Source organism: Actinoalloteichus hoggarensis, from assembly GCF_002234535.1.
GTDB classification, from domain to species: Bacteria; Actinomycetota; Actinomycetes; order Mycobacteriales; family Pseudonocardiaceae; genus Actinoalloteichus_A; species Actinoalloteichus_A hoggarensis.
Window position 1 is genome coordinate 2,063,425 of sequence record NZ_CP022521.1, and the last position, 20,475, is coordinate 2,083,899.

General features: G+C 72.8%; 18 protein-coding genes. 14 read left to right on the forward strand and 4 right to left on the reverse strand.

Annotated features, from left to right (window positions below; genetic code table 11):
• The first annotated feature begins 67 nt into the window (after positions 1–67).
• The 4 genes from AHOG_RS09150 (at position 68) to AHOG_RS09170 (ending at position 4,537) form a co-directional block, all read left to right on the forward strand.
• On the forward strand, positions 68–514 hold the full coding sequence (locus AHOG_RS09150; RefSeq protein WP_093940964.1) for a hypothetical protein: 447 nt from the start codon (positions 68–70) through the stop codon (positions 512–514).
• Positions 515–1,614: 1,100 nt separating this feature from the next.
• Positions 1,615–2,253, forward strand: a complete 639-nt coding sequence (locus tag AHOG_RS09160) for a TetR/AcrR family transcriptional regulator (RefSeq protein ID WP_093940966.1) — start codon at positions 1,615–1,617, stop codon at positions 2,251–2,253.
• Positions 2,250–2,798, forward strand: a complete 549-nt coding sequence (locus tag AHOG_RS09165) for a PH domain-containing protein (RefSeq protein WP_093940967.1) — start codon at positions 2,250–2,252, stop codon at positions 2,796–2,798. The genes AHOG_RS09160 and AHOG_RS09165 overlap by 4 nt, the downstream gene beginning before the upstream one ends.
• Positions 2,795–4,537, forward strand: a complete 1,743-nt coding sequence (locus AHOG_RS09170) for a PH domain-containing protein (protein ID WP_093940968.1) — start codon at positions 2,795–2,797, stop codon at positions 4,535–4,537. Before AHOG_RS09165 ends, AHOG_RS09170 begins: the two co-directional genes overlap by 4 nt.
• A 353-nt stretch (positions 4,538–4,890) precedes the next feature.
• Here the strand turns inward: AHOG_RS09170 and AHOG_RS09175 are convergent, their stop codons facing one another.
• Positions 4,891–5,991, reverse strand: a complete 1,101-nt coding sequence (locus AHOG_RS09175) for an AsnC family protein (RefSeq protein WP_093940969.1) — start codon at positions 5,989–5,991, stop codon at positions 4,891–4,893.
• Positions 5,992–6,307: 316 nt separating this feature from the next.
• Positions 6,308–7,153, reverse strand: coding sequence for a DUF4253 domain-containing protein (locus AHOG_RS09180; protein WP_245856662.1), 846 nt, complete (start codon positions 7,151–7,153; stop codon positions 6,308–6,310).
• A 414-nt stretch (positions 7,154–7,567) separates the two neighbouring features.
• On the opposite strand from AHOG_RS09180, the gene AHOG_RS09185 reads away from it, so the two are divergent.
• From AHOG_RS09185 to AHOG_RS09215, 7 genes are all read left to right on the forward strand, one after another.
• Complete coding sequence (locus AHOG_RS09185; RefSeq protein ID WP_093940971.1) at positions 7,568–8,773, forward strand: cytochrome P450 family protein; 1,206 nt, start codon at positions 7,568–7,570, stop codon at positions 8,771–8,773.
• 430 nt (positions 8,774–9,203) lie between these two features.
• Positions 9,204–10,496, forward strand: coding sequence for an adenosylmethionine--8-amino-7-oxononanoate transaminase (locus AHOG_RS09190; protein ID WP_211290560.1), 1,293 nt, complete (start codon positions 9,204–9,206; stop codon positions 10,494–10,496).
• Between the two features lie 126 nt (positions 10,497–10,622).
• Positions 10,623–11,357 (forward strand): dethiobiotin synthase, encoded by a 735-nt coding sequence (gene bioD, locus AHOG_RS09195; protein ID WP_093940973.1) that lies wholly within the window; start codon positions 10,623–10,625, stop codon positions 11,355–11,357.
• Positions 11,354–12,010: a hypothetical protein gene (locus AHOG_RS09200; RefSeq protein WP_157736728.1), complete on the forward strand. Its 657-nt coding sequence runs from the start codon at positions 11,354–11,356 to the stop codon at positions 12,008–12,010. Before bioD ends, AHOG_RS09200 begins: the two co-directional genes overlap by 4 nt.
• Positions 12,011–12,154: 144 nt before the next feature.
• The gene (bioB, locus tag AHOG_RS09205) at positions 12,155–13,177 is read left to right on the forward strand and encodes a biotin synthase BioB (protein WP_169725832.1); all 1,023 of its coding nucleotides are present in this window, start codon (positions 12,155–12,157) and stop codon (positions 13,175–13,177) included.
• A 14-nt stretch (positions 13,178–13,191) separates the two neighbouring features.
• The gene (gene bsaP, locus AHOG_RS30665; RefSeq protein ID WP_093944306.1) at positions 13,192–13,404 is read left to right on the forward strand and encodes a biotin synthase auxiliary protein BsaP; all 213 of its coding nucleotides are present in this window, start codon (positions 13,192–13,194) and stop codon (positions 13,402–13,404) included.
• A gap of 29 nt (positions 13,405–13,433) precedes the next feature.
• Positions 13,434–14,177, forward strand: coding sequence for a DUF2567 domain-containing protein (locus tag AHOG_RS09215; RefSeq protein WP_157736729.1), 744 nt, complete (start codon positions 13,434–13,436; stop codon positions 14,175–14,177).
• Positions 14,178–14,486: 309 nt separating this feature from the next.
• Here the strand turns inward: AHOG_RS09215 and AHOG_RS09220 are convergent, their stop codons facing one another.
• Both AHOG_RS09220 and AHOG_RS09225 read right to left on the reverse strand, forming a co-directional pair.
• A complete protein-coding gene (locus tag AHOG_RS09220; protein WP_093944308.1) occupies positions 14,487–15,806 on the reverse strand; it encodes an FAD-dependent oxidoreductase in 1,320 nt (439 codons plus the stop codon).
• 154 nt (positions 15,807–15,960) lie between these two features.
• The gene (locus AHOG_RS09225) at positions 15,961–16,623 is read right to left on the reverse strand and encodes an NUDIX hydrolase (RefSeq protein ID WP_281258094.1); all 663 of its coding nucleotides are present in this window, start codon (positions 16,621–16,623) and stop codon (positions 15,961–15,963) included.
• A 136-nt stretch (positions 16,624–16,759) separates the two neighbouring features.
• On the opposite strand from AHOG_RS09225, the gene nadA reads away from it, so the two are divergent.
• Genes nadA through nadC form a run of 3 tightly spaced genes read left to right on the forward strand, consistent with a single transcriptional unit; the run spans position 16,760 to position 20,354 of the window.
• A complete protein-coding gene (gene nadA, locus AHOG_RS09230; protein ID WP_093940977.1) occupies positions 16,760–17,803 on the forward strand; it encodes a quinolinate synthase NadA in 1,044 nt (347 codons plus the stop codon).
• Entirely contained in the window at positions 17,800–19,437 is a 1,638-nt protein-coding gene (locus AHOG_RS09235) for an L-aspartate oxidase (protein ID WP_093940978.1), read from the forward strand. Before nadA ends, AHOG_RS09235 begins: the two co-directional genes overlap by 4 nt.
• Complete coding sequence (gene nadC, locus AHOG_RS09240) at positions 19,434–20,354, forward strand: carboxylating nicotinate-nucleotide diphosphorylase (RefSeq protein WP_093940979.1); 921 nt, start codon at positions 19,434–19,436, stop codon at positions 20,352–20,354. The genes AHOG_RS09235 and nadC overlap by 4 nt, the downstream gene beginning before the upstream one ends.
• The last annotated feature ends 121 nt before the right edge of the window (positions 20,355–20,475 follow it).

Here is a 20,475-nt window from a genome sequence, read left to right on the forward strand (position 1 = left end):
TCACGAACAGGCGTCATCGGCGCGTAATAGCATCGCGACGCATGGTCCGGGACCACTGGGAGGCCTCGTGCAGGGCAGAGACGAGTTCGGCAGGGCGGAGCAGGTGCGGGTCGAACCCGTGACCCCGCCGATGGGCACCCGACTGCCCGCGGGCGTCCCCGGTGCACAGCACGACGGCAGGGGCTTCGACGGCGCGGGTTCGGCGTCCGGGCGGGCCGAGCCGGTCACGCCGCCGATGGGGACCCCGCTGCCGCTCGGCGGCGTGAGCAGCGGAGTGACGATCGGGGGCCCCGTTCTCGACGACGTCGGGACGCCGGGCCTGATCGAGGACGTGGGACACGCCGCGCCCGCGGTCATCGGCGGGTCGGACCCGTTCGACGACGGGCGGGCGGATCGGGAGTGGCCCACGCTGGCGCGGAATCGGGGCGAGCGCCCCGAGGAGCGGCTGCCGGACGACGCGGACGGCACCGGTGGCTCCTGGGTCGGCCGGATGTTCGGCAGGCGCGAGGGCTGATCTCCGCTCCACGGCGGCCCGCGGGCGGTACGGCGGCGGGTGGTCGAGTCCGGGTATGGCCGGTCGGCGCGGCGGGCCGACCGCCGGGGGCCGAGGGCGGCGACGGGTCGTCCGCCGAGGGGTGGGCATCGCCGCGCGGCCTTGGCCGTGACGAGCGGGGAGCCTGGCGGCGTCGGTCGTCGGGTCGGGTTCGTTCCGCTCCGCGGCGGCGCCGATCCGAGCCGGCCCGTTCCGCAATCCCTGAGTGGTCGTGCGTCGCCGGATCGTCCGGCTGTCTGCTCCGCTGATCTGCCGGGCGGCCGGTGTCGAGCGATGTCGTCGTGCCCGGCCTCGGCGGCGGATCGTGTCCGGTCGTCGAGGTCGGCGGGTGCGCGGTGTTCCCGGGACGGTCCGCCTCTCGGAGGTCTCTCGCGCCGCGGCGACCGCGGCCTGCGAGGTCGGCGCCGTGATCGGCTCGGTGACCGTCGATCACCGCCATGGCGGCGCCGCGGCCCTCGGCGTCGCCGGTTTCTCGTGTCGCGACGGCGACGGACCTGGCTTCTCGGCACGGGGCGGGCTGCGTCCGAGCCGAGGGTGGTCGTGCCTGACCGGGTTCGGGCGCCTCGCCGCCGTACCGGCAGACTTCCTGGGGGCGGGGCCGGTACCGGAGGTTGGCGCCGCTCGCCGGTGTCGGTGAGCGTCCGTCCCCACCCGGATCGCCCGCCGGCCGGATGCCCCGTCCCCGTCGACGATCGCCAGGCGGGTTCCGCGCCGCGCCGTCCCGGCGCGATGTCCGCCTCAGCCGCAGTCGGTCCTCGTCTCCGTGACGGGCCGGTCCCGCCGGGTCCATGCGGGCGCTCCATGCCGGAGCGCACGGGCAGGCCCGCCCTGCCTGATCCGGCGAGTTCCCCCGGCCGCCGAGGAAGATCCTCGGCCGTGCGACGCGGGGTCGGGATACCGCCCGTCGCTCTCGTCTCCGATGTCCCCTGCCTGTCTGCTCGGCTTCCCTCGGCGACGTCCTCGTCCCTCGCGCGGCCCGTATCGTCGCTCTTCCGGACCCGTCCGATCGCGCTGACCAGCGGATTCGTCGACGTTCTGATGGACCTGCTAGTTTTTTGGTCATGCCATCAGGAATTGAGGGGGACGACCAGAAATCCCGCTCGTTCATCGAGCGCGCCCGGCGGGAGCAGATCCTGCACGCGGCGATCGACACCATCGCCGAGGTCGGGCTGGCCAGGGCCTCGCTGGCTCGTATCGCCGCGCACGCCGGGATCAGCGCCGGCCTGATCTCGTATCACTTCGCAGGCAGGGACGACCTGATCGCGCACGTGGTGCGCAGCGTGAACGAGGGGATGGACCAGGCGCTCACCGAGCGGATGGAGGCCGCCGAGGACTATCAAGGCGTGCTCCGGGCCTTGATCACCGGATTCGTCCGCTACTGCGCGGACCACCGCACCGAGATGTACGCGCTGCGGGAGATCGACGTCGCGACGCGCAGCGAGGTGAACGAAGGACGCGCCACCGCCGGACGGGAGCAGCTCACCGGGGGCATCACCGAACTGCTGCGCGAAGGCATCCGGGAGGGCGAGTTCCGCGACTTCTCGGTGCGTGTGCTGGCGCTGATGCTGACCGCCGCGCTGGAGGCCGTCCCGCAGGAGTTGTACTCCCACCCCGAGACCGATGCGGACGCCTACGCCGACGAGCTCGCCACGGCGTTCGTGCTCGCCGTCCGCTCCACACAGCCCGAGGAGAATTCATGACCGACCTGTCCGTGTCGAACGGAGCCGCCGCGGCTCTCGTACCGCCGCCCGACCGGGAGGAGATCTGGTTGCAGCCGCCGCGCCACCGGATCGAGCGCCGGTCCGTCGGCTGGTGGCTGGTTCGAGGAGCGCTGACCGTGGCGGTGGTCGTCGGGGCGCTCGTCGCCGCCTACGTGCTCGCCGAGCCCGCCCGGCCGTGGGTCGGCCCGGTGCTGATCGGTGCCTCGGTGCTCGGTGTCGCCCATCTGGCCGTCGTCCCGCTGTGGCGCTACGCGGTCCATCGCTGGGAGGCGACCGAGGAGGCCGTCTACGTCCGGAGCGGCTGGTTCGTCCGGGAGTGGCGGGTGGCCCCGATCTCGCGCATTCAGACCGTCGACACGGTGCGGGGGCCGCTGCAACAGCTCTTCGGGCTGGCCACCGTCGCGGTGACCACCGCGTCCGCCCACGGCGCGATCTACCTCGTCGGGCTCGACCATCGGGTCGCGGCCGACCTGACCACCGAACTGACCAGGATCACCCAGGCCACCCCCGGAGACGCGACATGACCACGCCGACACAGGCCGACGAACTCGCCGATCCGGCCGAGGAGTCTCGCCCGGCGGCGATCACCGCAGGCGACGAGGACGTTCCCTGGCGCAGGCTCGACATCCGCATGGTGTGGATCGACCTGGTGATGATGGTGCTGTCCCTCATCCCGTTCGTGCTGGCGACCGTGGTGTTCGACGTCGTGATCGACCAGTCGGCGATCTGGCCCACGGCGATCCTCGGCGTCGTCGGCGTCGGCTCCGCCCTCGCCGACCTGCTGCGCTGGGTGAAGACCCGCTACCGGATCACCGACGAACGGGTCGAGTACCGCTCCGGCCTTCTGGTGCGCACCTACCGTTCGGTGCGGCGGGATCGGATTCGCAGCATCGACACCACAGCGAAGCTGCGTCATCGCGTCTTCGGCCTGCGCGTCGTCAACGTCCGAGCGGGCGCCCAGTCCACGGGAGCCGAGGCTGAACTCGAACTCGACGCGGTCTCGCGGGCCGAGGCCGAGGCACTGCGCCGGGAGCTCACCGGTGTCGGTGCCCGCTCGGGTGCGGAGGCGTCGGTCGACGACCCGGCCGTGTCCGCCCGGCAGCGGGTGGCGGCCCCCGCCGTCGAGCCGGCGGCGGGCCTCGGCACGGATTCGGCCGGAGCGGGCGTGCCGCGCACCGCGCAGACGGTGGGGGCCGAGACCGTGCTGTCGTCGTTCCGCTGGCAGTGGCTCGTCCACAACATGTTCAGCGTCTGGGGCTTCGTGGCGGCGGCGGGCCTGCTCTGGGGGGCGCACTGGCTGTCCGTGTCGTTCGGACTCGATCTGACGGGCGACGTGGTGGCCTTCGTCGACGGCCTGGACCTCCCGCTCGTCGCCCTGATCCTGCTGGGCATCCTGGCGGCGGGCGCCCTCGGGTCCCTGGCGCTGACCGTCAACTTCTTCGCGGAGAACTGGCGGTTCCGGCTGAGTCGGATGCCCGGCGCGCAGGGCACGGTGCTGCACACCTCGCAGGGGTTGTTCAAGACCCGCGAGATCAACCGAGACGATCGGCGGCTGCGCGGCGTCGAGATCGCGGAGCCGTTGTTGCTGCGGTGGCTGCGCACGGCGGACACCAACGTGATCGCCACGGGGCTGTCCGAGGGCAGCACCTCGGAGAACGCGGCGGCGGCCGTCCTGCCGCGAGTGCCGGTGCGCGAGGCACGTCGGGTCGCGGGTGCCGTGCTGGCGGACGACCGTCCCTTCATGACCACGCCGATCCGGCACCCGGCCGCCGCGATGCGGCGCCGAGCGGGCTGGGCCGTGCTGGTCACGGCACTGGCCGCCGGTCTGCTGGCCTGGCTGGGCGCGACGGTGCCGGTGATCCCCGACTGGGCCTGGCAGGTCGGCCTCGGCGTGCTGCCGCTCGGATTGGTGGCGGCCGTCCTCTCCTACCGCTCCCTCGGCCATGCGCTGGTCGGCGACCATCTCGTCACCAGGAGCGGGTTGACCCGCACGACGGCGGTGCTGCGGCGGGAGGCCGTGATCGGCTGGACCATCCGGCAGTCGGTGTTGCAGCGGCGGCTCGGTCTGATGACGGTCGGCGCGACCACGGCCGCCGGGTACGGGCTCTACGCCGCCATCGACCTCGATACCGGCGACGCGCTGCGCTTCGCCCGCTCGGCGACGCCCGAGCTGCTGCGGCCGTGCCTGGGCGGCACCGCCGCCGAGACCGCGGCGATCGAGGGCAGCGGGACCGCCGCGGCCGGGCCGATCACCTCGGGGTGAGTCTCGTGCGGAGACGGGCGCGGCTCGGGGAGGGCGTGGTGGCGGCGTAGCGGCGGTGTGCGTCCGCCCCTGTCGTCGAGGCAGGCCCGGATCACCGTGAGCGTGACCTCGGCTCGCGGTTGCGGGGCCGCCCACCGCACTCCGATGCCGCGTGGGGATGTCCGAGTGGGCGTCCCGACGGACGCGGCCGGTGCTGCCCCGCGCCGCAGGCGCCGGCTTCGGGCGGCCGACGTGGGCGGGGCGGCACGGCCTGAGCGGACGGTCGGAACCGCCGTCGGGCGTGTGACGTCCTTCCGCCCGCGCCTGTGTCGGAGACCCGCAGCCGGGCACCCTCGCCGCGGACGACGGACGGGTCAGTCCTCGACCGTCCACGTCAGAGCGAGTCGATCCTCACCCTGCTGTGGCGTCCAGCGCACCGAGGCCAGCCGGGTCGACTCGGGGAGCACGTAGACGGTGTGTCCGCCCGCCGTCTCGCCCGGCTGGACGCCGATCCGATACGGCGGTCGAGAGGACAACGAGACCGGGGCCTTCCCGATCTCCTGACCGTCCTCGCTGATCAGCATGAGGTAGAGGTCCGGAAGCGAGGCGAAGGGGACCTGCCCGCGATTGGTCAGCTCGGTGTGCACGACCACCGCCCGTTCGCCCTCTTGGAGCCGGTATCCCGCCGCCTCGAAGAGGAAGTTCGCCGGGTCCACCACCTCCAGCAGCTGGATTCGCAGCTGCTCGCCCTCCAGCCCCTGGATGTCCAGGGCGCTGCCCACCTCGCCGGTACGGCGCACACTGGTCGCCGGGCCGGGCTGGGAGAGCACGTTGGTCGGCTGATCACCCCTGGCCCACGATGCCGACTGGGGCGGCCCCCAGGTGCTCATCGGGTCTTGGCCCTGGGCAGGGAAGGGCGTGCTGGGCGGGCTCGCGACCTGACCATGGCCGGGCATCGGGAAGGGCGTGCTCGGCGGGCCGACCTGCTGCGGCGCGGCGTGCGGCTGCGGCGCGAACTGCTGGCCAGGGTGCGGCGGCGCGGGCGGGCCGCCGTGCACCGGATAGGCCCCGCTGGGAGTCCCCTGCTGCATCGGGTACGGGCCGCTCGGGGTGGCCGGGGGGTAGGGTCCGCTCGGCGTGCCCTGGGGATACGGGCCGCTGACCGCCGCCGGGGGATAGGGGCCGCTCGGGCCGCCGTGCATCGGATAGGCCCCGCTGGGAGTACCGGGCATCGGCGGGGCCTGCTGCGGCGGGCCGCCCCAGTACCCGATCGCGGCCAACGCGCCTCGAATACCCTGCGGATCGCACTCCACGCCGACGATCAGCGGCAGGCCGCTGATCGACAGGGCCGCCAGCCGCGCGGCCACCTCGCGGACGTCCATGCCGAGGTGGTTCGCCACCTCGATCACGGAGGTGCGGCCCGCCTCCGCGACCACGGCGAGCAGGCGGGTGTCCACGGGATCCGGCGCTACCACGGTTGCGCACGCTACCCGGTCGGCCGCCGCCGAAGACGCAGGGTTGTCGATCGGTCGGCCGCCGGGCGCGATTCCGTCGGTGCGTCGAGCGGGCGGGCACTCGGTGACGAGCGTGCGGTCCTCTTCGGTCGCCGAGCCCGTCCCCGCACCGCGTTGCGGGCGTGGAGCGGCCGAGACGGTCGCACCGGGACGTTCGGGCCGGTCCGGTGCGGGGGCGGCGTGGTCGTGCGCGGGGGGTACGGGGCGGGCGTCGGGCGCACGCGGCGGCGCACCTCGCGGATCTACGCCGCGTCGACGTGTCGTCGACGGGCGCAGGTCAGTCCCACCAGAAGGACCAGGAGTTCTTCCCGAGGATGTCCGCCGCGTAGTCCTGGAGGGTGCCGGGGCCCTGATCGATGTTGTCGGGGCAGAAGGCCCAGTGCTCGGCGGCGACGTGTTCGGCGTGCTTCCGGGTGGTGGGCGGGGCCGCGATGCTGAGGTCGAGGGTGTCGAAGCCGACTCGGACGACGCGGGCGCCGAACCGGTCCTCCCAGCTGCGGACGATCGCGGCCATCGGCGCGGTGCGGTCGGAGTGGTTGGTCGGGCCCATCCAGCCGATGACGGCCAGCGCGTCGGCGCTGCGCGGCGCGGCGACCAGGCCGAGCCGCGCGGACTCCGACGCGATCAGGTCGGCGTACCAGTCGGCGACCTCCTCGGCGGTGCGCGGCGAGGACCCCGCCTCGGCGAGGCCGGGGAAGGTCGAGTCGAAGGGGGCGAGATGGCCGGTGTCGGTGCTGCCCGCGGGTTCCAGCCAGTCGGCCCAGATGTCGGCCATGACGCGGGCGGCGTCGTATCGGTCGACGTCGGCGACGGTCTCCGGGGCGAGCTCTCCGGTCTCCCACGGCAGTCCGCCGTGTTCGGCGGTCTCCAGGATCAGCGGCCACAGTCCTGAGACGGGGTGTTCGGCGCGCAGCCGGGACCACAGTGCACCGTCGGCGGCGGCGTCGCCGAGCCACAGCGCGGGTCGTTCTCGGGAGGCCTTGGTCCGTGCGAAGCTCTCGTCTGGTCGGATCAGTCTGCCGGGCGGCAGCGGTGTCGACGGCGCGCGACCCGCGGTCCCCTCGGGGAAGAGCGACCCCCAGTCGTCGAGCGGCGGGGCGGTGGTGCTGGGCTGGTCGATCACGTCGAGACCTCCCGGAGAGCGAGCCCGAAGTCGCGGCAGCGCCGATGTTCTCATGCCCGGTGGCACGCACAGCCGTTCAACGAGAGAAGTTCGTACTCCTCGTCGCCCGCTCGACCCCCTGTCGGCGGTCCACGACCGGATCGTGATCACCAGGATGCGTCATCGTGCTCACCCAGCGGAGTGGGAATCATCCGCCGATCCGACGGTTATCGGCGGACGGGCGTCGACCGCGCCGCGGGCCGCCACCGGTATTGCTCCGATCGAGTGAATATGGGTGGGGGGCCGATCGCCGGAGGATCGGGTTCAGCAGGTGGATCTTCCCGTGCCGCGTCCGAGTGTGACCTGGCTCTCTCCGTTATGTGTGTTTACTGGAGTTGTCAGGTATTGCGCCCATTCACCTTCTGTGGAGAGTCCATGACCGGAGTGCCGTCGTCCGCCGAGCAGACCGACGATTTCGAGAAGGTGGTGCTCAAGGACCCGCACCCCGCCTACCAGGAATTACGTGTCGAAGGCCCCGTCCGGAGAATGGTGATTCCGGAAGGGGAGGCGACCTGGATCGTGACCCGTTATGACGAGGCACGCGCCGCACTGGCCGACCCCGCGTTGCAGAAGTCGCCGCCCGCCGCGGCGGTCGGACGGTTCAAGGACGACGTCTACTTCAGCCAGGACCTCAGCGCCAATCTGCTCCAGTCGGATCAGCCCGAGCACACGAGGCTGCGCAAGCTGGTGACCAAGGCGTTCACCTCGCGTCGGGTGGCGGAGCTTCGTCCGCGTGTCGAGCAGATCGCGGATGAGCTGTTGGACGAGATGGCGGGTCGTACCGAGGTGGACCTGCTGGACGCCTTCGCGTTTCCGTTGCCGATGACGGTCATCTGTGAGTTCCTCGGGGTTCCCGGCGAGGATCGCGACGACTTCCGGCGCTGGTCGAACCTGCTGCTCGACGTCGACTCCGAGGAGACCGGCCCCGCCTCCGCCAGCATGGCCGCGTACCTGATGCGGCTGATCGCGGCCAAGCGGGAGGCGCCCGCCGATGATCTGCTGACCGCGTTGATCCAGGCCAGGGACGACGAGGACCGGCTCTCCGAGCGTGAACTGGTGGGCATGGTCTTCGTCCTGCTGGTCGCCGGGCATGAGACGACGGTCAATCTGATCGGCAACGGTGTGCACGCGCTGCTGCGGCACCCGGACCAGCTCGCCGCCCTGAAGGCCGATCCCGGTCTGCTGCCGGGAGCGGTCGAGGAGTTCCTGCGTTTCGACGGACCGATTCATCTCGCGACGATGCGCTGGGCCTCCACGGACATGACCTTGTACGGGGCGCGGGTGTCGGCGGGCGACCCGGTACTGGTCTCGCTGCTGTCGGCCAACCGGGACCCGGATCGTTTCGAGGAGCCGGACCGGCTCGACGTCACCAGGGCGCCGGGAGGCCACCTCGCGTTCGGCCATGGCATCCACTTCTGTCTCGGCGCGCCGCTGGCACGGATGGAGGGCGAGATCGCCTTCGGCAGGCTGCTGGCCCGCTTCCCGGACCTGAGCCTGGCGGCCGAGCCCGAGACGCTGCGGTGGCGCCACAGCACGCTCATCCACGGGCTGGAGACGCTGCCGGTGCGGCTCACGGCCTGAACCCTCGGCGACGGCCGCGCACCGCGGCCCCGCGCCTGTCGGCGGCGACCCGCTGCCCTCGGCGGCCGGACCCGTTCCGGTCGCCGAGGAGGCGTCGGCCGCGGTGCGACGCACGTCCGATCACCGGTCGGCGCACCGGACTCGCCGGGGAATCGGCGTCGGCGGCTGCCTGATCGCCACCCGGATCAGCGGTGTGATCGGGCAGTGAACATCGACCCGAATCTCCTCGATCCAGTGGGTATCGAGGAGCGTGCCACTCTGACCTGGTACAGCGTCTCCCACTCGCGGCCGCCACAGGCCCGCCGGTGTCGGATTCGACCGCCGAGTCCGACGCCTACTTCTGCTTCGGGCTGTCCCGGCCTTCCGGCCCGCGGCCGACGCTCCTCGCGTCTTCGCCCGCCATCCGCCGAGCGGGCCTAAGCTGCCGGACGTGGACCCCGCCCGACTGATCGAACTGGACCGCGCCCACGTCTGGCACCCCTACGGCCCGATGCCCGGCGTCGTCGAGCCCCTCGTCGTGGAGTCGGCGTCCGGGGTCCGGCTGCGGCTCGCCGAGCCGATCGAGGGCCGTACCGAGCTGATCGACGGCATGTCGTCCTGGTGGTCGGCCGTCCACGGCTACCGCAATCCCGTGCTGGACGCGGCGATCACCGATCAGCTCGGTCGGATGAGCCACGTCATGTTCGGCGGACTCACCCACGAGCCCGCCGTCGAGTTGTGCGCCCGTCTCGTGGAGATCACGCCCGCCCCGTTGCGGCATGTCTTCCTGTCCGACTCGGGTTCGGTGTCGGTGGAGGTGGCGATCAAGATGTGCCTCCAGCACTGGCGCTCGGTCGGGAGGCCGGAGAAGCGCCGCCTGCTGACCTGGCGGGGCGGCTACCACGGCGACACGTTCCATCCGATGAGCGTCTGCGATCCCGACGGCGGCATGCATTCGCTGTGGCGCGGGGTGCTGCCGGAACAGGTCTTCGTGCCCGCCCCGCCGCCGGGCTACGACGTCGGCGTCGACCACGACTACGTCGCGCTGCTGGCCCGCGAGATCGAGGAGCATGCCGACGAGCTCGCGGCGGTGATCGTCGAACCCGTCGTGCAGAACGCGGGCGGGATGCGCTTCCACGACCCCCGCTATCTGCACGTGCTGCGGGAGCTGACCCTGGCCAACGACGTGCTGCTGATCTTCGACGAGATCGCCACCGGGTTCGGCCGCACCGGCGAGCTGTTCGCCGCCGACCACGCGGGTGTCAGCCCCGACGTCATGTGCGTCGGCAAGGCCCTCACCGGTGGTTACCTGTCGCTGGCCGCGACGCTGTGCACCGAACGCGTGGCGGCGGGCATCTCCCGAGGGGAGCAGCCGGTGCTCGCCCACGGGCCGACGTTCATGGGCAATCCGCTGGCCTGCTCGGTGGCGAGCGCGTCGCTCGGACTTCTCGCCGGGGATGACTGGCGGCGGGCGGTGCGTCGCATCGAGGCAGGGCTCTCCCGAGGGCTGTCCCCGGCTCGCGGCCTGCCGTCGGTGCGCGGTGTGCGGGTTCTGGGCGCGATCGGCGCCGTCCAACTTGACCATCGGGTGGACATGGTCGCCGCCCGAACGGTCGCCGCCCGACACGGCGTCTGGCTGCGTCCCTTCGGCGAACTGGTCTACACGATGCCGCCGTATGTCATCGACGACGCCGATCTCGACGCCGTCACCGCCGCGATGACCGAGATCGCCGCCACCCTCTGACCGGCGCGGACCTCCCGCACGGCCCCGCCGCCCGGCATGCGTGCCGTCGGTCGGGCGCGCTGCGCCCGCGCCGCGGGGCGAACCGCCTCGTCGAGGGCGGTCGGGTCTGCCTCTAGGCTCGGGCAGATGGGTGTCCTCGTGATCACCGGCACCGGCACCGGTGTGGGCAAGACCATCGTCACCGCCGCGGTGGCGGCCTGTGCGCTCGGCGCGGGCCGTACGGCGGCCGTCCTCAAACCCGCTCAGACCGGCGTGCGGCGCGGGGAGTCCGGCGACGTCGACGACGTGCGCAGACTCGTCGGCCCGGTGACCACGAGAGAGCTGGCCCGTTATCCCGATCCGCTCGCCCCGGCGACGGCGGCGGCGCGGGTGGGGGCCGCCGGGGTCGGCACCGAGGAGATAGCCGAGGCGGTGCGGGAGCTGGACGGCGATCACGACACGGTCCTGGTCGAGGGCGCGGGCGGGCTGCTGGTCCGTCTCGACACGGCGGGCGGCACGGTGGCCGACGCGGCCGGGGCGGTGGCGGCTCCGGTGCTCGTCGTCGCCAGGGCGGGGCTCGGCACCCTCAACGACACGGCGCTGACCGTGGAGGCGCTGCGCGTTCGAGGGCTCGCGTGCCTCGGCGTGGTGATCGGCGAGTGGCGGGCGGAGCCGGACCTGGCGGCCGAGCACAACCTGCGAGATCTCCCCGAGGTCGCGGCGGCGCCGTTGCTGGGCGTGCTGCCCTCGGGCGCGGGCGGCCTTCCCCCGGAGGAGTTCCGCGCCAGGGCGCCGGGCTGGCTGCGTCCCGAACTCGGCGGCACGGCCGACGATCCGGCGACCACGGTCGGCCGCCTGCACGGTGCGGGGGCCGCACGATGAACGCCGAGCGGCCACTCGGCCCACCGGGGCACGGCGTGGGCGGTCCCGCCGACGGCCGGGCGGCACCCCCGGAGCGGGTCGGCCGAACCGGCTGTGGGCTGTGGCTCACGGCCGTCTTCGTCGTCGTGGCCGGGCTGCTGCTGTGGCAGGCGGTCACCGCCGACGGCCTCGGACGCCTCGCGTCGGCCTGCGGCGCCGCGCTGTTGTTCCTCGCGGCCTTCGCCACGGCGGGCACCTCGCTGAACCTGGGCTCGGGTCGGAGCCGGTCCGGTTGTGTCCTCACCGCCGCTTCGCTGCTGCTGGCGCCGGGTCTGCTGCTGCTCGGCGGCGCCTACGCCGGGGAACGCTCGGGCGTGATCAGGGTGCTGGTGGAGGTCGTCGGCTGGCTGCTCGTGCTCACCTGGCTGCTGGTGACGATCATCGCCCTCGGACTCGGCAGGGCACACCGTTTCGTCGCGTCGGTGCGCGGCGACCTCGATGGGGACGCGCCTGCGGGCGCCGCGGCGGGGCGTCGCGGGACCCGACCGGGCGACGCCGCGGGCTCGGGCGGCCTCGACCCGGTGGCGGAAGGCCCCGCGATACCGCGTGCGTCACCGTCGTCGCCGGACTCGGCGCCTCCGGCCCACCCGGACGGTGACTCTCCCGCCCGGTGATCTTCACGGAACGGAGCCGACCTGTGATGATCTTCTGGTGGTCGTCGACAGTGTCGCGCAACGGATTCGGGCACACCGTGACAATGCGTCGATCGCCCGCTCTCCTGCATCGTGGTTCGGCAGACTGAATCGAGGGAGTCCACTGTGACAGTGACGTCCGATCAGACCGACATCCTTGCCCTGGCCAGAGAGCAGGTCCTCGAAGAGGGCCGCGGACTGGAGAGGACTCAGATCGAAGCCGTGCTGCGGCTGCCGGACGACCGCGTCGAGCAGCTGCTCGAACTCGCCCACGAGGTCCGTATGCGGTGGTGCGGTCCCGAGGTGGAGGTCGAGGGCATCGTCAGCCTGAAGACGGGTGGCTGCCCGGAGGACTGCCACTTCTGCTCGCAGTCGGGCCGGTTCCTCTCGCCGGTCCGGGCCGTGCGGCTCGACATCCCCGGCCTCGTGGCCGCCGCCCGGCAGACCGTGGTGACCGGCGCGACCGAGTTCTGCATCGTCGCGGCCGTGCGCGGACCGGACGATCGGCTGCTCGCCCAGGTGCGCGCGGGCATCGAGGCCATCCGCGCGGAGCCGGAGACCGCCGAGATCAACATCGCCTGTTCGCTGGGGATGCTCACCCAGGCGCAGGTGGACGAGCTGGTCGAGATGGGCGTGCACCGGTACAACCACAACCTCGAGACCGCCCGCTCCCACTTCCCGCAGGTCGTCACCACCCACACCTGGGAGGAGCGGTGGGAGACGCTGCGCATGGTCGGGGCCGCCGGGATGGAGGTGTGCTGCGGCGGGATCATCGGCATGGGCGAGACCGTGGCGCAGCGGGCCGAGTTCGCCGCGCAGCTCGGCGAGCTGGACCCGGACGAGGTGCCGTTGAACTTCCTCATCCCCAATCCCGGTACCCCGTTCGAGGACTATCCGGTGGTCGAGGGGACGGAGGCGCTGCGCACGGTGGCCGCCTTCCGGCTGGCGCTGCCGCGCACGATCCTGCGCTTCGCGGGCGGGCGGGAGCTGACCTTCGGAGACCTCGGTGCCAAGCAGGGGATGCTCGGCGGGATCAACGCGATCATCGTCGGCAACTACCTGACCAATCTCGGCAGGCCCGCCGAACAGGACCTGGCGATGCTCGACGAGCTGAACATGCCGATCAAGGCCCTGAACCGGACGCTGTGATCGGGGCGTCGACGATGGCTGAGGACGACTTCTGCGGCTGGTGCGGCGCGGCGGCGTCGGCGCCGCACGCGAACGGCTGCGCGCGGCGCCGGATCGTTGATCCACCGCGATTCTGTGCGCGCTGCGCCCGCCGTATGGTGGTGCAGGTGACCCCGGCGGGGTGGAGCGCCCGGTGCAGCGTGCACGGCGAGTCGCACGCCTCGAGCCGGGACGCCGGCGCCCGCTGACGCGGCGTCCGGCACGAACCCGAGTTGGCATGGAGGCCGAAGTGGGGCAGCAGCCCAGGGGCGCGGACGGGGTGCCCGCCGGGAGGATTCCCGTCGGGGGAGCGCCCGCCTCGTCGTCACCGGGCGCTGCCCCGCCGCAGGCGGACGTCGGCACGGCGGATGCGCGCTCGAACGGGTTCCACGCCGACGAGTTCGGTTCCGAACACGTCGACGAGTACGCGGCGCACCAGTACGGCGCCGTCGCGGCGGCCCGTCGTCCCGTCGCGCCCGCCTTCGCCTGGGCCGACGTGCTGCCCGCACTGAGCACGCTGTCGGTCATCGGGCTGCTCGGCCTGCCGCTGGGCTGGCTGTGGTCGGTGCTGGCCCCGCCGATGCGACTGCGGGTCCTCTCCGACGGCACTCTGATCCCGTTCTCGATGGAGAGTTACCACCGGTTCGACGCCATCGCGGTGTTCGTCCTGCTCGGCGCGGCCCTCGGCGTCCTCACGGGCATGGCCTGCTGGCTGCTGCGGCGGCGTCGCGGTCCGGTGACCGCGTTCGCCGTCGTGGGCGGCTCGCTGCTGGCCGCCTGGCTGGCGACGCGCACCGGATTGTCCTTCGCGGCTTCCGCGCATCCGCTGGCCGACCAGATCAGCGCCGGGATGACGCTGGTCCGACCGCCCGGCCTCGACTCGCCGTGGGCGATGGTCGCCCAGCCGCTCGGTGCCGCGTTCGCCTACGGACTGGCGACGGCCTGGAACGGCGAGGACGACCTGGGGCGCAGGCTCTCCTGATCGGGTCGGGCCTACGGCCGACCGCGCACTGGGCGTCTCGGCCTTGGGCGGATTCGCTCGGCGGACTTCGCCCCGGACGGTCTCGGGTGGTCCGTCGTCGACGGTCGGGCGCCCGACCAGCCGCGTCGGCGCCACCCGAGCACCTGCGACGCCACCTGGATCGACGCCACCTGCGACGCCACGACGTGCCCGCACCCGATCCGGCCCGCCCCGGCCCGCATACACGGCGGCACGCCGCCATGGCCCCGTGACGACACAGGGCGGCCACCGTCGGGTGACCGCCCTGTCTCGTCTCGCGTCGTCGGAAGGTCAGTCCTCCCGGCAGACCGACAGCATCTCCGCCCGGTCCACGACCTTGATCCGCTCGCGACCGCTCGGGGCGCCGAGGTTGATCTCGTGCTCGTCCAGCCTGGTCCAGCCGGTCCAGTCGGTGAAGGGCACGCCGCGATCGGCCAGGAAGCGCAGGATCGCGTCCGGCTCGGGCCGGTCGTCCAGCTCCACGCCGTCGATGTCGGCGAGGAGGCTGTTGATCGTCTCCAGCGCGTCGCCCTTGGTGTGGCCGATGAGGCCGACCGGGCCGCGCTTGATCCAGCCGGTGACGTAGACGCCGGGGATGTGCTGCTCGTCCAGGTCGAGAACCCGCCCGGCCTGGTGCGGCACCGTGCCGGTGGCATGGTCGAAGGGCACCTCGGGCAGCGGCGAGCTGAGGTAGCCGACCGCCCGGTACACCGCCTGGACGTCCCAGTCGTGGAACTCGCCGGTGCCCTTGACGTTGCCGGTGCCGTCCAGCTCCATCCGCTCGGTGCGCAGGCCCTCGACCTCGGTCGTGCCGGTGACCTCGACGGGGCGGTGCAGGAAGTGCAGGTGCAGCCTGCGAGGCCGGGTGCCGGGCTCCCGCATCGCCCAGTCCTGAAGGACCTTGACGATGGTCTTGACCTGGTTGCTCTCCCGGATCGCCGCCATGCTGCCCTCGTCGAACTCGATGTCCTCGGGGTAGACGATGACCTCGACGTTCGGGGAGTGGTCCAGCTCGCGCAGCTCCAGCGGCGTGAACTTGGCCTGGGCGGGGCCGCGCCTGCCGAAGACGTGGACGTCGGTGACCGGGCTGGCGGCCAGGCCCCGGTAGACGTTGTCCGGGATCTCGGTGGTGAGCATCTCGTCGGCGGTCTTGGCGAGCACTCTGGCCACGTCCAGGGCGACGTTGCCTGCGCCGATCACGGCCACGCTGCGCGCGGTGAGCGGCCAGTCACGCGGGACGTCGGGGTGGCCGTCGTACCAGGAGACGAAGTCGGCGGCGCCGTGGCAGCCGGGCAGGTCGACGCCGGGGATGTCCAGCGCGCGGTCCGTCGCGGCACCGGTCGAGAAGATCACGGCGTCGTAGTGCTCACGCAGTTCGTCGAGCTTGACGTCCACGCCGTAGTCGACGTTGCCGATGAACCGCACCTGCGGCTTCTCCAGCACCCGGCGCAGCGCGTGGATGATCTGCTTGATCCGGGGGTGGTCCGGGGCGACGCCGTAGCGGACCAGGCCGTAGGGCGCAGGCAGGCGCTCGAAGATGTCGATGCTCACCGGCTGCTCGGACTTGGTCAGGATGTCGGCCGCGTACACCCCGGCCGGACCCGCGCCGATCACCGCTACCCGCAGCGGGCGACTCATGGACTCTCCTCATCGGTCATCACACTTGGATTGGCAGAACGTCCACGTCCAGAGCGTGCACCCTGTCGTTAGGTAGAGGTTAGCCCGGCCTAAGCGGCGCGTTCCGCCCGGGGGACTGTGGGCCTGATCACCTGCGCCGCGCGGCGCCCGTCGGGGGTGGTCGGAGCACCGCGAACGGGTCGGTGACCTGGATGCCGTGTCCGGTGAACCGGAACAGCGCCGCCGGGCGCCCGCCCGAGGGCCCGGAGGGCGAGGTGTGTCCGGTGGGCTCCAGCAGTCCGCGTCGGGTGAGCACTCGCTGGAGGTTCGTCGGGGAGACCCGGTAGCCCAGCGCGACGGAGTAGATCCCGCACAGCGTGGAGATGCTGAACTCTCGTGGGGCCAGGGCGAAGCCGAGGTTGGTGTAGGACAGCTTCGCCCGCAGGCGGTTGCGGGCCCGCAGGACGATGGCCTCGTGGTCGAAGGCGGTGTCGGGGAGCTGGTCGACGGGATACCAGCGGGTGTCCTCGGGGACGGTCGGGTCGACGTCGCAGGGCGCCAGGCCGAGGAAGGCGGTGGCCACCGTGCGGGGGCCCGGGACGCGGTCCGGGGCGCTGAAGACCGCGAGCTGCTCGACGTGGGAGAGCCTGCGGACGTCGACCTTCTCGGCCAGTTGGCGTCGGATCGAGGCCTCGACGTCCTCCGTCGGGCCCAGCCGTCCGCCGGGCAGCGACCAGCGCCCCGCCTGGGGTGCCATGCCGCGTTGCCACAGCAGTACCTGAAGTGATCTCTCCGGTCCGAGACCCCGCACTCCGAGTACTGCCGCCAACACCTCGTGCCCGGTAGTGCTCACTCGGCTGATACTATCCGGCTGGTTTTCGCTTGCAGGGCGAAAACTCTCGGTAGTCAAACCGACCCCGATCCGTGGTCGGGTCAGGAGGACCAGGATGACCGCGAGCAGCACGGCCGCCGCGCACGACACGGCGGCGGAACCCGGCGTCGACCTCACACCCTTCGGCGGCGTCGTCGGCGACCAGGCCTGGCGGGAGGAGATCCTGCGGCTGGCGGCCGAGCAGGACGCGGTGGTGCTGGCGCACAACTACCAGCTCCCCGAGATCCAGGACGTCGCCCACCACACCGGGGACTCGTTGGCGCTGAGCCGGATCGCCGCCGAGAGCACCGCCTCCACCATCGTCTTCTGCGGCGTCCACTTCATGGCCGAGACCGCCAAGATCCTCAGTCCGGACAAGCGCGTCCTGATCCCGGACGAGCGCGCGGGCTGCTCGCTGGCCGACTCGATCACCGCCGACCAGCTGCGGGCCTGGAAGGCCGAGCACCCCGGCGCTGTCGTCGTCTCCTACGTCAACACCACCGCCGCGGTGAAGGCCGAGACCGACATCTGCTGCACCTCCTCCAACGCCGTCGACGTGGTGCGCTCCATCCCGGCCGACCGGGAGGTCCTGTTCCTGCCGGACCAGTTCCTCGGGGCCCACGTGCAGCGCGAGACCGGCCGCGAGAACCTGCACGTCTGGGCGGGCGAGTGCCATGTCCACGCGGGCATCAACGGCGCCGAGCTGGCCGAGCGGGCCGCCGCCGCGCCGGACGCCGAGCTGTTCATCCATCCGGAGTGCGGCTGCGCGACCTCCGCGCTGTACCTGGCGGGCGAGGGCGGCGTGCCCGCCGAGAAGGTCCGGATCCTGTCCACCGGCGGCATGCTTGACGCCGCACGGGGCACCTCCGCGTCCTCGGTGCTGGTGGCGACCGAGGTGGGAATGCTGCACCAGTTACGCCAGGCGGCGCCGAACGTCGACTTCCGGGCCGTGAACGACCGGGCCTCCTGCCGGTACATGAAGATGATCACCCCCGCCGCGCTGCTCCGCTGCCTGCGCGAAGGGCTCGACGAGGTCCACGTCGATCCCGACACCGCGAGCCAGGCGCGCAGCGCCGTACGACGGATGATCGAGATCGGCAGGCCGGGCGGCGGCGAATGACCGTCCGATGGGAGGCCGACGCCGACGTGCTCGTGGTCGGCACCGGAGTAGCGGGGCTGACCGCGGCGCTGCACGCCCGGCGGCTGGGCCTGCGGGTCCTGGTGGTGACCAAAGGAGCGGCCGAGGACGGCAACACCCGATGGGCACAGGGCGGCGTCGCCGTCGTCCTCGCCGAACCGGCCTCCTCGGCGGCGGCCGTCGACTCCGTCGACCGGCATGTCGCCGACACGCTCGCGGCGGGAGCCGGGCTCTGTGACGAGTCCGCCGTGGGCGGGATCGTCGGCGCGGGCCCCACCGCCGTGACCGAGCTGATCGACCTGGGGGCGCGCTTCGACGCGGCAGCCGACGGCGGCGGGCTCGCCAGGACCAGGGAGGGCGGCCACAGCGCCTACCGGGTGATCCACGCGGGTGGCGACGCGACCGGAGCGGAGGTCTCCCGCGCCCTGCTGGCCGCGGCGCGGGACGGCGGCCTCGCCGTCCTGGAGCGGCATGTCGCGGTGGAGACGCTGCGCACCCCGGCGGGGGCGGTGGCGGGCCTGCTCGTGCTCGACCCCGACGGGTCGCCCGGCCTGCTGCGGGCCCCGGCGGTGGTGCTCGCCACCGGCGGGATCGGCCAGCTCTATCAGGCCACCTCGAACCCGGACGGCGCGACCGGCGACGGGCTGGCGCTGGCGCTGCGGGCCGGCGCGGTGGTGTCGGACCTGGAGTTCGTCCAGTTCCACCCGACCGTGCTCTACAGCGGGCCGGCGTCCCGAGGCCGCCGACCGCTCATCACCGAGGCCGTCCGGGGTGAGGGCGCGGTGTTGATCGACGCCGCAGGCGACCGGGTGATGGCGGGCGTACACCCGATGGCCGACCTCGCACCCCGGGACGTCGTCTCCGCCGCGATCACCCGACGGCTCACCGAGGCACCCGGCGGCGTCGACGATCACGTCTACCTCGACGCGACCCACCTGTCCGGCCCGGCCTTCCGGCGGCGGTTCCCCACGGTGTTCGCCGCCGCGCGGGCGGCAGGCGTCGACCCGGCCGTCGCTCCGATCCCGGTCGCGCCCGCCGCGCACTTCTCCTGCGGCGGCATCGTGGCCTCGACCGAGGGCCGCACCGGCGTCGTCGGGCTGTACGCGGTCGGTGAGCTGGCCAGGACCGGACTGCACGGGGCGAACCGGCTGGCGTCCAACAGCCTGTTGGAGGGCCTGGTCACCGGGCGCGCGGTCGCCGAGGCGGTGGCCGCCGACCTCGCCGCCTGCCTGCTGGGCGGCCCGACCGAATCGGTCGACGCCGTCCTGCCCGCCGAGGCGGTGGCCGACCGGCCCGTCCTGCAACGGGTCATGAGCAGGCACGCCGCCATCGGCCGCGACGCCGCCGGGCTGGCGACGGCGACGGCCGCGCTGGACGACTGTTCCGTCGTGCGCCCGCTGCGCACCCCGGAGCTGGTGGCCGACGCGGCGCTCGCGCTGGTGGCCCGGCTGCTGCTGCTCGCGGCGAGCAGCCGCACGGAGACCCGAGGCTGCCACGTGCGTCACGATCATCCCGGACGCGACGACCGGCACTGGCGGCGCAGCCTGCCCGCTCGGCTGGACGTGGCCGGACAGCCCATCCTCGTCGATCCGATCAGTCTGAAAGGCGTCGCATGAGTTCGCGTTTCGCGGAGTTCGCTCCGGCCGAGTTCTCCTCGACCGTGCTCGGTGAGCTGGAGGCCGCCTCCCTCGACCCCGTGGAGGTGCGGCGGATCGTTCTCACCGCGCTGGAGGAGGACCTCCGGTACGGGCCTGACGTCACCACCGCCGCCACGGTCCCGGCCGAGGCGGTGGCGGTCGCCGACGTGGCCGCCCGGCGGTCGGGCACCGTCGCGGGCATCCCCGTCTTCCTGGCGGTGCTGGACACCGTGATCGGCCCGGATCGCGTCGAGGTCCGCACCGAGCTGTCCGACGGAGATCGGGTGCGGCCCGGTCAGGCGGCCCTGCGGATCAAGGCGCCCGTGCGGGGACTCCTCACCGCCGAGCGCACGGCGTTGAACCTGCTCTGTCACCTCTCCGGCATCGCCACCCTCACCTCGGCCTGGGTCGCCGAGGTCGCGGGCACCGACTGCGTCATTCGGGACAGCCGCAAGACCACCCCGGGGCTGCGGCATCTGGAGAAGTACGCGGTGCGCTGCGGCGACGGCGCCAACCATCGGATGGGTCTGGGCGACGCCGTCCTGATCAAGGACAACCACGTGGTCGCCGCCGGCTCGGTCACCGCGGCGCTGGCCGCCGTCCGGGCCCACGCCCCGGATCTCTCCTATGAGGTCGAGGTGACGACGCTGGCGGAGCTGGACGCCGTGCTCGCCGAGAACGCCGAGCTGGTGCTGCTGGACAACTTCACCCCGCAGCAGTGCGCCGAGGCAGTTCGGCGGCGCGACGCCGCGGGCACCGGCACCCGGCTGGAGGCCTCCGGCGGGCTCACCCTGGACGTCGCCAGGACCTATGCCGCGACCGGCGTCGACTACCTGGCCGTGGGCGGCCTCACCCATTCGGCGCCCGCGCTGGATCTGGGACTGGACCTGAGCTGACGGGTCCGACGTCGAACGGGCGGGTCGGGCGTCGCCGATGCCCGTCTCCCGTCGCCGTTCGCCATCGTGCGCCTGCGGCGGAGCGAGGCCGCCCGCCCGGCGCGGCCCGAGGCGGGCGCGA

Excerpts from the sequence above, each read along its gene's own strand:
- bsaP (WP_093944306.1), top strand. The coding sequence starts at position 13,192 with ATGGCTGAGGACGACTTCTGCGGCTGGTGCGGCGCGGCGGCGTCGGCG.
- AHOG_RS09215 (WP_157736729.1), top strand. The coding sequence starts at position 13,434 with ATGGAGGCCGAAGTGGGGCAGCAGCCCAGGGGCGCGGACGGGGTGCCC.
- bioD (WP_093940973.1), top strand. The coding sequence starts at position 10,623 with ATGGGTGTCCTCGTGATCACCGGCACCGGCACCGGTGTGGGCAAGACC.
- nadA (WP_093940977.1), top strand. The coding sequence starts at position 16,760 with ATGACCGCGAGCAGCACGGCCGCCGCGCACGACACGGCGGCGGAACCC.
- nadC (WP_093940979.1), top strand. The coding sequence starts at position 19,434 with ATGAGTTCGCGTTTCGCGGAGTTCGCTCCGGCCGAGTTCTCCTCGACC.
- AHOG_RS09165 (WP_093940967.1), top strand. The coding sequence starts at position 2,250 with ATGACCGACCTGTCCGTGTCGAACGGAGCCGCCGCGGCTCTCGTACCG.
- AHOG_RS09160 (WP_093940966.1), top strand. The coding sequence starts at position 1,615 with ATGCCATCAGGAATTGAGGGGGACGACCAGAAATCCCGCTCGTTCATC.
- AHOG_RS09185 (WP_093940971.1), top strand. The coding sequence starts at position 7,568 with ATGACCGGAGTGCCGTCGTCCGCCGAGCAGACCGACGATTTCGAGAAG.
- AHOG_RS09170 (WP_093940968.1), top strand. The coding sequence starts at position 2,795 with ATGACCACGCCGACACAGGCCGACGAACTCGCCGATCCGGCCGAGGAG.
- AHOG_RS09235 (WP_093940978.1), top strand. The coding sequence starts at position 17,800 with ATGACCGTCCGATGGGAGGCCGACGCCGACGTGCTCGTGGTCGGCACC.
- AHOG_RS09200 (WP_157736728.1), top strand. The coding sequence starts at position 11,354 with ATGAACGCCGAGCGGCCACTCGGCCCACCGGGGCACGGCGTGGGCGGT.